This window comes from Solibacillus sp. FSL K6-1781, assembly GCF_038630735.1.
In the GTDB taxonomy this organism is placed as follows: Bacteria; Bacillota; Bacilli; order Bacillales_A; family Planococcaceae; genus Solibacillus; species Solibacillus silvestris.
Window position 1 is genome coordinate 1,227,725 of sequence record NZ_CP152038.1, and the last position, 13,209, is coordinate 1,240,933.

General features: G+C 38.7%; 13 protein-coding genes. 10 read left to right on the plus strand and 3 right to left on the minus strand.

What is annotated here, in order from left to right:
- The first annotated feature begins 18 nt into the window (after positions 1-18).
- From rpoD to MHH37_RS05865, 6 genes are all read left to right on the plus strand, one after another.
- Positions 19-1,146, plus strand: a complete 1,128-nt coding sequence (gene rpoD / locus MHH37_RS05840) for an RNA polymerase sigma factor RpoD (protein WP_008403109.1) — start codon at positions 19-21, stop codon at positions 1,144-1,146.
- A gap of 171 nt (positions 1,147-1,317) precedes the next feature.
- Positions 1,318-1,872 carry a hypothetical protein gene (locus MHH37_RS05845; protein ID WP_065217016.1) on the plus strand — a complete coding sequence of 185 codons (555 nt, stop codon included), beginning with the start codon at positions 1,318-1,320 and terminating at the stop codon, positions 1,870-1,872.
- A gap of 186 nt (positions 1,873-2,058) precedes the next feature.
- Positions 2,059-3,195, plus strand: coding sequence for an acyl-CoA dehydrogenase family protein (locus tag MHH37_RS05850; RefSeq protein ID WP_008403107.1), 1,137 nt, complete (start codon positions 2,059-2,061; stop codon positions 3,193-3,195).
- A 150-nt stretch (positions 3,196-3,345) separates the two neighbouring features.
- A complete protein-coding gene (locus MHH37_RS05855) occupies positions 3,346-3,684 on the plus strand; it encodes a cytochrome c (protein ID WP_008403106.1) in 339 nt (112 codons plus the stop codon).
- 126 nt (positions 3,685-3,810) lie between these two features.
- Positions 3,811-4,506 (plus strand): tRNA (adenine(22)-N(1))-methyltransferase TrmK, encoded by a 696-nt coding sequence (locus MHH37_RS05860; protein WP_008403104.1) that lies wholly within the window; start codon positions 3,811-3,813, stop codon positions 4,504-4,506.
- Complete coding sequence (locus tag MHH37_RS05865; RefSeq protein ID WP_008403103.1) at positions 4,503-5,624, plus strand: Nif3-like dinuclear metal center hexameric protein; 1,122 nt, start codon at positions 4,503-4,505, stop codon at positions 5,622-5,624. Before MHH37_RS05860 ends, MHH37_RS05865 begins: the two co-directional genes overlap by 4 nt.
- 68 nt (positions 5,625-5,692) lie before the next feature.
- On the opposite strand, the gene dctA is transcribed toward MHH37_RS05865, so the two are convergent.
- Both dctA and MHH37_RS05875 read right to left on the minus strand, forming a co-directional pair.
- Complete coding sequence (gene dctA / locus MHH37_RS05870) at positions 5,693-6,946, minus strand: C4-dicarboxylate transporter DctA (RefSeq protein WP_342575383.1); 1,254 nt, start codon at positions 6,944-6,946, stop codon at positions 5,693-5,695.
- A gap of 253 nt (positions 6,947-7,199) precedes the next feature.
- On the minus strand, positions 7,200-8,255 hold the full coding sequence (locus MHH37_RS05875) for a DctP family TRAP transporter solute-binding subunit (protein ID WP_342575385.1): 1,056 nt from the start codon (positions 8,253-8,255) through the stop codon (positions 7,200-7,202).
- Between the two features lie 99 nt (positions 8,256-8,354).
- Here MHH37_RS05875 and MHH37_RS05880 point away from each other — a divergent pair, with 99 nt between their 5' ends.
- Both MHH37_RS05880 and MHH37_RS05885 read left to right on the plus strand, forming a co-directional pair.
- Complete coding sequence (locus tag MHH37_RS05880) at positions 8,355-9,953, plus strand: sensor histidine kinase (RefSeq protein WP_342575386.1); 1,599 nt, start codon at positions 8,355-8,357, stop codon at positions 9,951-9,953.
- A gap of 15 nt (positions 9,954-9,968) precedes the next feature.
- A complete protein-coding gene (locus MHH37_RS05885; RefSeq protein WP_342575387.1) occupies positions 9,969-10,673 on the plus strand; it encodes a response regulator in 705 nt (234 codons plus the stop codon).
- 90 nt (positions 10,674-10,763) lie between these two features.
- Here the strand turns inward: MHH37_RS05885 and MHH37_RS05890 are convergent, their stop codons facing one another.
- Entirely contained in the window at positions 10,764-11,732 is a 969-nt protein-coding gene (locus MHH37_RS05890; RefSeq protein WP_014824396.1) for a 4-hydroxy-3-methylbut-2-enyl diphosphate reductase, read from the minus strand.
- Positions 11,733-11,928: 196 nt separating this feature from the next.
- On the opposite strand from MHH37_RS05890, the gene MHH37_RS05895 reads away from it, so the two are divergent.
- On the plus strand, positions 11,929-12,207 hold the full coding sequence (locus MHH37_RS05895) for a DUF1450 domain-containing protein (protein ID WP_342575388.1): 279 nt from the start codon (positions 11,929-11,931) through the stop codon (positions 12,205-12,207).
- Between the two features lie 111 nt (positions 12,208-12,318).
- Complete coding sequence (locus MHH37_RS05900; RefSeq protein WP_342575390.1) at positions 12,319-13,191, plus strand: SDR family oxidoreductase; 873 nt, start codon at positions 12,319-12,321, stop codon at positions 13,189-13,191.
- Positions 13,192-13,209 lie beyond the last annotated feature (18 nt).

The following is a 13,209-nucleotide window of genomic DNA, read 5'->3' on the forward strand; positions in this document are numbered from 1 at the left end:
TTAGAAGGAGGAAGGTTTATGGCGGACAAGTCAAAACATTCAAAAGATACGGTAGTGAACGGGGTTTCATTAGAGCAGGTAAAAAAGCAACTTTTAGCTAAAGCAAAACAGGTTGGCGAAATGTCAATGAAGGAAATCTCTGATACATTAGCATTTTTTGAACTGGAGAATGAAGAGATTTTCAACTTTGCCGATGAAATCGAAAAAAATGATGTAACAGTTGAAGGAAAAGAAGAATTTGAAGAAGAAGCACTTTCTAAGCAAGAATCAAGTGAAGAAGCTTTCGACTTAAATGATTTAAGTGTTCCTCCTGGCGTTAAAATTAATGACCCGGTACGTATGTATTTAAAAGAAATCGGACGTGTGGATTTACTTTCCGCAGATCAGGAAATTCGTTTAGCGGAACGTATTGAACAAGGTGACGAAGAAGCACGTAAACGTCTGGCAGAAGCTAATTTACGTCTTGTAGTTTCGATTGCTAAACGCTATGTAGGTCGTGGAATGTTGTTCTTGGATCTTATTCAAGAAGGAAATATGGGTCTGATTAAAGCAGTTGAAAAATTTGACCACCGTAAAGGGTTCAAGTTCTCGACTTATGCAACTTGGTGGATTCGTCAAGCGATTACACGTGCGATTGCAGACCAGGCCCGCACAATCCGTATTCCAGTACACATGGTTGAAACAATTAACAAATTAATCCGTGTACAACGTCAGCTTCTTCAGGATTTAGGCCGTGAACCATCTCCGGAGGAAATTGGAGAAGAAATGGATTTAACACCTGAAAAAGTTCGTGAAATTTTAAAAATTGCACAAGAGCCTGTATCATTGGAAACTCCAATTGGGGAAGAAGATGATTCACATTTAGGTGATTTCATCGAAGACTCAGAAGCACAATCTCCTTCTGATCATGCAGCATATGAGTTATTGAAGGAACAGTTGGAAGACGTGCTGGATACATTAACAGACCGTGAAGAAAACGTATTGCGTTTACGTTTTGGTTTAGATGACGGCCGTACGCGAACTTTGGAAGAAGTAGGTAAAGTGTTTGGCGTTACACGTGAACGTATTCGTCAAATCGAGGCGAAAGCATTACGTAAACTGCGTCATCCATCTCGCTCAAAACGCTTAAAAGATTTCTTAGAATAAGCTAAACAGGAAAAAGATGAAGGAGTATTTTACTCTTCATCTTTTTTTGTGTAAATATAGCAGGTAATTACTATTTTCCAAGAATAATGGTATTGCTTTTTACCGATGTTGTTTATTCGTGAATTATTTACAATATGATGTAGCATATAAATACAGATTTGGAGCGAAACGATGTCAAATCCAAAAAAACAAATTATTATGAATGAAATCACGTTCTGGAAACAAAATAAAATGTTACCAGAACATTATTGCGATTTTTTGATGTCCCTTTATTCGGAAGGAAATCATCAAGAAGAGATTGAAGGAAAATCAAAAAATGCCGTCATAAATGTCGAAAAACGAAAAAACCGCAATCTATCGATGTTCTTTCCAATCAGCGCATTTGTTATGTTGTTGCTGCTGTTTACAATGCAGTTCGAATGGGTTGTCATTGCTGTTGCCGCAGTTTTTGCAACAGGCTGTCTGATCGGGGCTATCTATTTTGCAAAAAGAAACCATCTGATGGCAGTGATGCTGCAGCTGGCGACCGCTTTAGCGATTTTAGGTGTAACATTGAAAGTGAGTACAACATATTTTGCCGGCAATAATGAAATGCTTTATATCATCCTTATTGTGAACTGTTTATTCTGGCTGTTAAGCGGTGTCATGCTGAAAATTATTTATTTTACGATCTCAGGCGTTCTTGGGTTAATTGCCATTATTAGTGCATGGATTTATTTCCTGTAGGAACATCAAAATAATACATAAACTTATACTATTCTTTTAAGCTATGCAGAAGAAATGAAACTTTTCTGCATGGCTTTTTTGTATCGTTTTACAAAATACTCTGCAAAATACATATATTTTCTGTAAAAATACATATTTTTAGATTACAATAGAATTGAAATGAAATAGGCTGAGAGGATGAATGGTATGCATTTTGATTTAACAACTGAGCAAGCGATGTTACAAAAGATGATACGTGAGTTTTCGGATGAAGTAGTGGCACCAGGAGCAATCGAGCGTGATAAAACGAAAGCCTTCCCAGTAGAAATTTTTAAAGAACTATCCAATATGGGCATTATGGGTCTGCCATTTCCAGAACAATATGGCGGGGCGGGTGCAGATACAATCAGCTTTGCGATCGTTACCGAAGAGTTGAGCCGTACATGTGCTTCGACAGGAATTACATATTCGGCACATATTTCATTAGGTGGTGCACCGTTGCATTTATTCGGTACAGAAGCGCAGAAGGAAAAATACTTAACGCCGATCTGTACAGGTGAATCATTCGGCGCATTCGGTTTAACAGAGCCTAATGCCGGTTCTGATGCAGGTGGGACAGAAACTACCGCTGTGTTGGATAATGGAGAATTTGTCATTAACGGGTCGAAAGTTTTTATTACAAATGCAAGTTATGCCAAACATTTAGCGTTAACAGCTATTACAAATCGAGATGGAAACAAAAAAGAGATCAGCGCCATAATTGTACCGACTGATGCAAAAGGGTTTACGATTAAGTCGGAATACGAAAAAATGGGCTTAAATGCTTCGAATACAACGGAATTGATTTTAGAAAATGTCCGCGTTCCGGAAGAAAATTTACTTGGAGTCCGGGGGAATGGCTTTAAACAATTTTTAACGACGCTTGACGGCGGCCGGATCGGTATTGCGGCAATGGCAGTTGGAATTGCACAAGGCGCATTAAATAAAGCGGTTCAATATGCAAAAGAACGTAAGCAATTCGGAAAGGCACTGGCGGATTTTCAGGCAACACAGTTTAAATTGGCTGATATGGAGGTAAAAATACAATTAGCGCGGACATTTGTGTATAAAGCGGCATGGCTGAAGGATCAGGGGCGTCCATTCGGCAAAGAGGCTGCTATCGCCAAATACTACGCTTCCGAGATGGCAATGGAAGTTTGCGATGAAGCCATTCAAATTCATGGCGGCTACGGCTATATGAAAGAATATGAAGTGGAACGCTTTTTACGGGATGCAAAACTGTTGGAAATTGGGGAAGGTACGTCTGAAGTACAGAAAATGGTAATTGCAAGACATATATTATGATAGAAATAGCAAATTGGTAAAATTGTTACAAAGCTAGTAAAACTTGTCCGTAAACTCTTTCGGTTTTCCATAGAATCAAGTACAATTAATATTGTTTACTAGGCTAATGTCTAGCATGAAATAGAATATTTAATGAGGGAGGGGAACGCAATGAGAAACAATCCACTTATTCCTTACGTACTTATCATGGCATTCGGTATCGGACTAATTTTCTTCATGTCATTTGAGGGTGCAGCTGATAAAAACAGTGCGGACGGCGAACATTCAGGGGAAACTGCTGAATTAAATGGTGAAGATATTGCTCAAAAGAACTGTATTTCGTGCCACGGTGGTGATTTAACTGGTGGTGGAGGTCCTTCAATCGTTGGATTAGATGCTGAGCATATTAAAGACTTCGCATTAAATGGTTCGGATAACGGCATGATGCCGCCAGTTCTTAAAAATGAAGCGGAAGCAGATGCGGTAGCTGAGTATATTTCAGGTTTATAATGAATAATCAAGTGCAGAAATGGAGTAATCCTGTTCTGCACTTTTTTGTATTCTGGAAAGAGACGTTTTTGTGAAAGTTCTATATAATAGGGGTAGTTTGTGATATAGAAAAGAGGATATATAAATATGAACGCACAAAAACTTTCAAAACGACTGGAAACGGTCGCTTCATTTGTACCGACAGGAGCAATTGTAGCGGATATCGGAAGTGACCATGCCTACCTGCCATGTTATTTAGTGCATAAAGGTATTGCTGCACGTGCAGTAGCGGGTGAGGTTGTAAAAGGACCTTATGAATCAGCTGTAAAACAAGTTCGCACTGAAGGCTTAACAGATAAAATTACAGTACGCATGGCAGATGGTCTGGCGGCTGTTGAAGAAGCGGATGAAATTACAGCCGTTACAATTGCAGGGATGGGCGGACCATTGATCGTGTCCATTTTAGAAAAGCATCCACAAGCTTTAAAATCGGTAACCCGTTTAATTTTACAGCCGAATATTCATGCAAAGGCCATCCGTGAATGGGCAATGGAAAATGGCTGGGCAATCCAGGATGAGGTCATTTTAGAAGAGGATGGGAAAATCTATGAGGTCCTTGTATTACAGCGCGGTGAAATGAAATTAAACGAAGCGCAAACTTTGCTTGGACCGAAGCTGATGGAAACAAAAGTACCTGTTTTCATTGAAAAGTGGTCACGTGAAATCGCGAATTGGCAACGTGTTCAACAAGCAATTTCAGAAGCGGAAAAAACACCTGATAATCAGGAAAAGTATGAACAACTTACACATTACATTAAAATGGTACAGGAGGCGATTGCGTGAAATCCGTAAATGGCAACGAGATTATCCAAGTATTTGAATCATGGTCACCTAAAAAATATGCATGCATGCCGAATGATCCGATCGGCTTGGCCATTGGTACGTTAAATAAGCCTGTCACAAAAGTGCTTGTAACACTTGACGTGACAAATGAAGTCGTAGATGAAGCGATCGACAACGGCTGTGAGCTTATTATTGCCCATCATCCGCCGATCTTTATGAAGCTCTCAAACTTGCGTACAGATAATCCGAAAGGGGCACTGTATGAAAAGTGTCTGAAAAATGATATCGCTGTATATGCAGCGCACACGAATCTCGATGTAGCGCCGGGCGGGGTCAATGATTTACTGGCAGATGCTTTGCAACTGGAAAACCGCAAAATTCTAGAAGTGTCGTTCGAAGAAAAAATGATGAAGCTAGCCGTATTCGTTCCTGTGGATGATGCAGATGCTTTGCGTGATGTGCTGGCTAAAGCCGGAGCAGGTCGTTTAGGCCATTATGAGGCATGCAGCTATACACTGGAAGGTAAAGGCCGTTTTCGTGCAACAGAAGGAGCAGATCCGGCTGTAGGGGAGATCGGTGAGCTTCACATCGAGGAAGAGGAAAAAGTGGAAGTCGTGTTCCCGCAATCGATGAAAAATAAAATATTAAAGGCGATGCTAAACAACCACCCGTACGAAGAGCCTGCATATGATCTGTTTACGATGGACGTTGACACAAATAAACAGGGACTTGGCCGAATTGGTAAGTTAAAACAACCGATGACATTACGGGAATTTGCCCAATTAGTGAAGGTACAGTTGGACGTGCCTTGTCTGCGTGCTGTTGGACCTTTGGACCGTGTTGTCCAGAAGGTTGCAGTTGTCGGAGGAGACGGCAATAAATATATTCGTGCTGCAAAATTTGCGGGGGCTGATGTATTTGTAACAGGAGATATCGGCTTCCATATGGCGCAGGATGCAGAAGTGGAAGGCTTAAGCATTATCGATCCAGGTCACCATGTTGAAAAGGTCATGATTAAAGGGGTTGCAGAAAAAATGGCTTCTTTATGTGCGGATCAAAAATTGCCTGTTGAATTTATCCAATCCAAAATCAATACAGAACCGTTTCAGTTTATTTAATGTGAAAATCAAAAAGCCCATTTTTCTCAATTGAGTTAAAAATGGGCTTTTACTTAATAGTTTTCGTCTTAGTTACGTACAGGAATCGCCTTTGCAGCCATTTCCTCGTCAAAGTCATTTTCGGATTTTGCCACTACGACACATGCTACACCATTACCAATAATGTTTGTTACAGCACGAGCTTCAGACATGAAACGGTCAACCCCGATTAATAATGCAATTCCTTCTAGTGGTACCATTGGGAAAGCAGCTAATGTTGCGGCTAATGTAATGAATCCCGACCCCGTTACACCGGCAGCCCCTTTTGAAGTAATCATTAATACCCCAAGAAGTGTGATAATTTCTAACCAGGATAAATCAACACCATATGCCTGTGCGATGAATAATGCTGCCATCGATAAGTAAATAGAAGTCCCGTCCAAGTTAAAGGAATACCCGGTAGGTACAACTAATCCTACTACTTGCTTCCCGCAACCATAGTTTTCTAATTTTCGCATCATCGCTGGTAAAGCCGATTCGGAAGAAGATGTACCGATTACGATAAAAATTTCTTCCTTAATATAGGCAATAAAGCGGAAAATGTTGAAGTTAAAGTATTTCGCAATTAAGCCAAGCACGACTACAACAAACAGGAACATTGTAATATATACTGCAGCCATTAAAAGACCAAGGGATTTTAATGAACCTAAACCGAAATTACCAATTGTGTAAGCCATTGCACCGAACGCACCGATAGGCGAGAATTTCATTACAATCCCAACGATTTTGAAGAAAATTTCAGATACTTGTTCAAAAAATGTTATTACAGGACGCGTTTTTTCGCCTAAAGATGCTGCAGCAATACCGAATAGTACAGCGGCAAATAAAGTAGGAAGTAAAGCACCTTCAGCTAATGCACCGACAAAATTTTCAGGAATAATCTCGTAAATGAATCCGCTTAAACCAGCTTCACTATTTTCTTCAGCAGCAGTTGTATATTTCGAAATATCCGTTTCTCCAGCTTTAGATGTATCGATTCCAGCCCCTGCATTTATGACAACAGCTACCATAATACCAATTGCAAGAGCGATTGTTGATACAATTTCGAAGTAAAGTAATGCTTTACCACCGATTTTACCAACCTTTTTCATATCACCCATGCCACCAATACCAATAACAACCGTTAAGAAGATAATTGGAGCGATTAACATTTTAATTAATTTAATAAATAAGTCAGCTAAAATTTTAAGGCTTGCGCCGAACTCTGGCCAAAATGCACCGACGATAACGCCAAGAATGATGGCGATAATTACTTGGACTGTTAGATTTTTTAGTAATTTCAATTTTGCTTCCCCCTGTGATTTATCTTTGGTAACGTTTACATTTGCAATAATAACGTAGGATTATTCGGAATATTTATTTTGTTGATAAAAAACATATCGTTCATTTTGGTCTATTTTAACTGCAATAATATGAAACCTTGATATAGCAAGGGTTTGCTTTGTTATAATACTGTTATAAGGGTGAAAGTTTTTGTACTATAACAAAAAGAAAGACTACTTATTTTCATAAGTAGTCGAATATTGTTTATTTTGTTCAATTGTTATGATCTTGAATTTCTTTACGAAGCTGTGTTAAGAAATCTTTATTACTTATTTTTTCATAGGAGCTATAAATGGGCTGTAGGGCTTCCATCCAATGTTTACGTTGCTGTTCTGAAATAATGTAAAACTGAACATTCTCATCTGCTGTAAGCTGCTGGTAGTTTTCTGCATTCAATGCCACTGCTTGATCATGTTGCCAGCGCTGCATTTCATCAAGTGAATCTTGAATTATTTTTTGCTGGTCGTCAGTAAGCGATTCCCAAAAATCAGCGTTCATCATTACACTATAGGCAAGTATGCCGTGATTCGACAAGGTAATATTCGGTTGCATTGAATAATAGCCCTTTGAATATAAATTTGAAAGTGTATTTTCTTGGGCAATGATTTCGTTATTTTGAATCGCGATGTATAAATCATTGAAAGTTTTTAAAATTGGCTTTGCTTTTAATAATAAAAACTGTTCTTTTAGTATATCACTTGGCATGATACGGATTTTGAGATCTTTAAACTGATCAACCTCAAGGAGTGGTGTTGTATTGGAAGCCATCTGTTTAAAGCCGTTATGCCAGAATGTCAAACCATGTACATTAATGCTGTCTAGCTCTTGCAGTAAGGAATCACTAAGATCGCCGTGCAGGATGTCATATACTTGTTCGTCATTTTCAAAAATAAACGGCAGGTCAAGAACTTGCCATGTTGGAAGTGCTTCCGTGATTTTTGAAATCGTAGGTGCAATCATTTGAATATCACCTTTTTGTAAGGCGGCTAATTCGTTTTCATCATTGTATAAAATACCGTTAGGATAAGTTTGCACAATGATTTCGCCATCCGATTTTTCTTTAACTAGTTCAGCAAACTTATTAACCGCAAGCCCTTTTGGTGTATTTTCAGCTACAACGTGACTAAAGTTAATTACAATTTGGTCATCTAGCCCAACTTGCTCGTCATCGTAAGGTAAGTCTTTTGTATTCCACAAGTCGAAACGGTAGGAAATAGTAACGATTAACAGTAAAGCAGCAACGATAGCAGTTATGATATAAAGGCGCATTAGGATTCCCTCATTTACATTGAAATTTTTTGAATGTTGTAGAAAATCTCCACACACTTCGAAGTTTGTTATATTATATAGCAAAAAAGGAGGGACAAAATGAAAATTAAACAATTAACAATGAACGGAAAAATTGTACTGCTTACCTTTTTCATTATTGCTTTCTCCTTTTTCGTGGCAGGAATATTATTGTTAAGCAATCTAACACGGGAACATGAAGAAACGGTAGGTAGCCGTGCTATGTTGATTGCCCGGACTATTTCCGATTTGCCGGAAATTCAAAAGCAGCTTGAAGAGCAGGATATACAATTGGCACAAACAAAGATTACCCAAATTGTTCACGATATCAAAATTATTAATAAAGCGGAATATATCGTTGTCATGAATATGGATCGGATAAAATTATCGCATCCATCTCCGAACCAACTAGGTAAAAAAAGTAACTCAACGGATATGCATGCTGCATTTAATGAAAATTATTATATTTCAAAAGCAATTGGAGAACAAGGCAAGACAATTCGGGCATTTGTACCAATTTTAAACGAGCAAAAAAAACAGGTTGGGGTTGTCGTCGTAGGGTTTGCATTGCCGACATTTTGGAATATTCTTGCCGAAAATACAAATGAAATTATTTTGGCTGTGCTGTTGTCCTTCCTTTTTAGTATTTGGGGCGCACATTTATTAGGGCGACATATAAAGCGTCAAATGTTCGGGCTGGAACCAATTGAAATTGCAAAAGTGTATGTCGAGCGGACTGAAACGTTTAATGCAATGCATGAAGGGATTATCGCAGTAGATAACAATATGGTGATTACGATTTTCAATCAAAAGGCAGGCCGTATTTTAGGCGTAGGTGGTAATCCTGAAAAATATATCGGAAAGAATATTTTTGAAGTATTGCCTGACACGCGGTTACCTGAAATTGTCGAGAGTGGGGTTGCTGTATACAACCAAGAAATTTACGTGAACAATCATAGTATTTTAAGTAATCGTATCCCGATTTTTGTAAAAGGAAAAACAGTTGGGGCGGTAGCCGTTTTTAAGGATTTAACGGAATTTAAACAACTTGCCGAAGAATTAACAGGTGTCAAAGCATTTGTACAAGCTTTACGTATTCAAACGCATGAATATAAAAATAAGCTGCATACGATTGCAGGCCTTTTGCAGCTTGGTCATAATAAGCAGGCGCTTGATTATTTATCACAAGTAAAAATGCAGCATGAACAAGTGACGAAGTTTCTGAATGAGCGTATTTATAATGAAAATATATCAGGCTTATTGCTAAGTAAAATAAGTCGTGGAAATGAACTTGGAATTGAAGTGACGATTGATGCGGAGAGCCAGCTGACAAGGTTTCCGGAGTTGTTAGACCATCATGATTTTGTATTGTTATTCGGTAATTTAATCGAGAATGCTTTTGATGCGCTTACGGTGGTAGAACGAAATCATAAAGAAGTATTAATATCCATTGATGATAACGATGGTATACTGGCAATTATGGTTACAGATAATGGTGACGGAATCTCAGAAGAAAATTTAGAACAAATTTTTGAAAGCGGATTTTCAACGAAGGACAATGAAAACAGGGGCATTGGTTTATATTTGGTAAATGAGATTGTGAAAAAAGGGAATGGCACAATTGAAATATCGAGTGAAGTAAATAAAGGCACAACATTCATCCTGACATTCGAGTATTAAGAAAGGGGCTTTCTTGTGAAGACCATTCAAGTATTATTAGTAGAAGATGATCCAATGGTGCGTGAAGTAAATCGTCAATTTATCGAACGGGTGGAAGGATTTAAAGTCATCGATATGGCATCAAACGGTATTAAAGGAATAGAAAAAATAATAGATCTAATGCCGGATTTAGTTGTAATGGATATATTTATGCCAGAGCAAGATGGAATTGAAACATTGCGCCAAATTCGTCAGCAAAATATAAATGTAGATTGTATTTCGGTAACAGCCGCAAATGATGTTCAAACAATTCAGCAAATTTTGCATTTAGGTGTTTTTGATTATATTATGAAGCCGTTTACATTTGAACGGATCGAGCAAACGTTAATTCATTATCGTCAATTTAAAGAAAAAATGCATGCAGCAGGAGATGTAACGCAAGCAGAGTTAGATGAAATAATCGGTCAAGTGAGGGTTCAAAAGGATGGGCAAAATCCACACAGCACGATTGTTCAAGAGCTCCCTAAAGGCTTTAATCGCGCGACAATGGATAAAGTATTGGTTTTTTTGAAACAGTCTCCGGGCGGTGCCTCAGCAGATGATGTTGCAACAGGCATCGGTGTGGCTCGTGTAACAGCGCGCCGCTATTTAGATTTTATGGAGAAAAATCATCTGATCCGAGTTGATATCCAATATGGCAGTGTCGGTCGACCGATCAATCAATATTTTATCAAGGAATAGTGAAGACTGGAATTCTTATCATTTTTTTACATATAAAAAGATCCTCATTTTTCCCGGGAAGAGAAAAATGAGGATCTTTTTTGTTAAAGATTAGTAAGGCATAATTTTTTCAACTGGTTTTGGAGCTTTAATTTTCGGCAAAATTTTGTCCAATGTTACGGAGCGTACGATTTCATGTGTTGCAGGATCATTTTTGTCGAACTTTTCCAAGAATGAAATGACTTCCTTAACGATTGGTGTCGGTGTTGAAGCACCTGCTGTTACTGCTACTGTTTCAACGTTTTCCAGCCATTCAATTTGCAGCTCTGAAATATCTGAAATGCGGTAAGATGGTGTTCCGGCAATCTCTACTGATACTTGTGTTAAACGGTTCGAGTTGTTCGATTTTGGATCGCCTACAACGATTAATAAATCGGAAGCACCGGCCTGTTCAGCTACTGCTTCTTGACGGACTTGTGTCGCCAGGCAAATTTCTTTATGCACTTCGACATGCGGGAATTTTTCTTTTAAACTATCCATCAGGAAAGCGACATCCCATTGGCTCATCGTCGTTTGGTTTGTTACGAGAATTTTTTCATTTTCAAAAGCAAGATTATCGATATCGTTCATCGATTGAACTAGGTGAACATGGTCTGGTGCAACACCGATTGCGCCTTCCGGTTCAGGATGTCCCTTTTTACCGATATAAATAATATCGTAGCCTTCTGCTGTTTTTTCGCGGATTAAGTCATGTGTCACCGTAACGTCCGGGCAAGTCGCGTCAATTGATACGAGTCCTTTACGTTTCGCGATTTCACGGATTTCAGGTGATACACCGTGTGCCGTGAAAATAACTGTGCCTTGCTCTACCTGTTCAATTATTTCTTTACGGTTGTCGCCATCAAGTGTAATGATGCCATCTTGTTCAAATGCATCTGTAACATGTTTATTGTGTACAATCATACCTAAAATGTAGATTGGTCTTGGTAATGTAGGATCAAGTGCGGCATTGCGTGCAATGACCATAGCGTCTACTACCCCATAGCAGTATCCACGCGGATTAATTTTAACAACTTTCATTTATACGTAACTCCTTTCAAAGCCCTGTAATTTCATTATATAGGACGTGTATGCTTTATTCAAAGTTCGCTTACTGAAATCTCTAGTAAATTCGATGGAAATGTCGCGCTATAGCGAAGTAATCGCATAAGTACAGAATTTTGTGAACGTTTGCTATAATAGCAGAAATAAATAAAACGTAAAGTGGGGAAATGGGATGGCGTTTTCTTTTTTTAGGAGGAATAAATCAGTAGCTTTAAAAAATCAGGTGGAGTTTTGCATGACAAATTTATCGCTCGGCGCAGCAGATGTATATGATGTGCTGCTGGAGCGGGAAGATATTGAATTAACGGAATCCGGCTGTACTTCAAACTGTGAACTTTGCGAATGTCATCTATTTGCGATTGTAAATGGTGAACTGATTAAAGCAGAAGATGCCGAAACACTCTTACAAAATGTAGGAAATGAGCTGAAAGAAAATTCAGTCTTGTTTTAAACTGCCTAGCCGGGGAAAAAATATTACATAAATAGTTTTATGTGAACGAAACAATCGAAAACTTTTCACTAAAACTTTATAACAATATTTCAATAGAGGAGTGTTTCTTTCATGACAAACGTTGAAAATAAACAAGTTGGCGGTACACCCGCACAAACTCAGCCATCACAACCTGGAATCGAAAGCAAAATGAACCCATTACCAACACAGCCTTATGAATATTCGGGAAGCGATAAGTTAAAAGGCAAAGTGGCAATTATTACGGGCGGTGATTCAGGAATTGGCCGAGCGGTTGCCATTGCCTACGCAAAAGAAGGGGCAAATCTTGTTATAAACTATTTGGAAAAAGAGCAATCCGATGCAGAAGAAACGAAACAACTGGTTGAAAAAGAAGGCGTTCAGGCAGTTCTTGTTGAAGGGGATATTGGTGATTATGAAACAAGTAAAAAACTTGTAAAGACAGCACTTGACCATTTCCAGCAAATTAATATTGTCGTAAATAATGCAGCGGTACAATATCCTGTCGATTCATTTTTAGATATTACGGTCGAACAATGGGACAAAACATTCCGTACAAATTTGGATGGTATTTTTTATTTATGTAAAGAAGCTGTTCCGCATTTGGGGCAGGGAGATACTATTATATGTACGACATCGGTCAATGCCTACCGAGGCCATTCGATTTTAATTGATTATACATCCACAAAAGGTGCGATTGTAGGATTTGTCAGAAGTTTGGCACAAAATATAGCTGATCGAGGAATCCGCGTAAATATGGTCGCACCAGGACCGATTTGGACACCATTAATTCCTTCTACATTCGATGCGGATCAAGTAGCGGAATTCGGTACTGAAACACCATTAAAACGCCCAGGACAGCCGAGTGAGCTTGCTGGAGCATATGTGCTGCTGGCATCCCAGGACGGAACATATATTACCGGCCAATGTATCCATGTAAATGGCGGCGGCACTATGTGTTCATAAGCATGATCCAAGGAGTAT

Excerpts from the sequence above, each read along its gene's own strand:
- rpoD (WP_008403109.1), top strand. The coding sequence starts at position 19 with ATGGCGGACAAGTCAAAACATTCAAAAGATACGGTAGTGAACGGGGTT.
- MHH37_RS05845 (WP_065217016.1), top strand. The coding sequence starts at position 1,318 with ATGTCAAATCCAAAAAAACAAATTATTATGAATGAAATCACGTTCTGG.
- MHH37_RS05850 (WP_008403107.1), top strand. The coding sequence starts at position 2,059 with ATGCATTTTGATTTAACAACTGAGCAAGCGATGTTACAAAAGATGATA.
- MHH37_RS05855 (WP_008403106.1), top strand. The coding sequence starts at position 3,346 with ATGAGAAACAATCCACTTATTCCTTACGTACTTATCATGGCATTCGGT.
- MHH37_RS05860 (WP_008403104.1), top strand. The coding sequence starts at position 3,811 with ATGAACGCACAAAAACTTTCAAAACGACTGGAAACGGTCGCTTCATTT.
- MHH37_RS05875 (WP_342575385.1), bottom strand. The coding sequence starts at position 8,255 with ATGCGCCTTTATATCATAACTGCTATCGTTGCTGCTTTACTGTTAATC.
- MHH37_RS05880 (WP_342575386.1), top strand. The coding sequence starts at position 8,355 with ATGAAAATTAAACAATTAACAATGAACGGAAAAATTGTACTGCTTACC.
- MHH37_RS05890 (WP_014824396.1), bottom strand. The coding sequence starts at position 11,732 with ATGAAAGTTGTTAAAATTAATCCGCGTGGATACTGCTATGGGGTAGTA.
- MHH37_RS05895 (WP_342575388.1), top strand. The coding sequence starts at position 11,929 with ATGGCGTTTTCTTTTTTTAGGAGGAATAAATCAGTAGCTTTAAAAAAT.
- MHH37_RS05900 (WP_342575390.1), top strand. The coding sequence starts at position 12,319 with ATGACAAACGTTGAAAATAAACAAGTTGGCGGTACACCCGCACAAACT.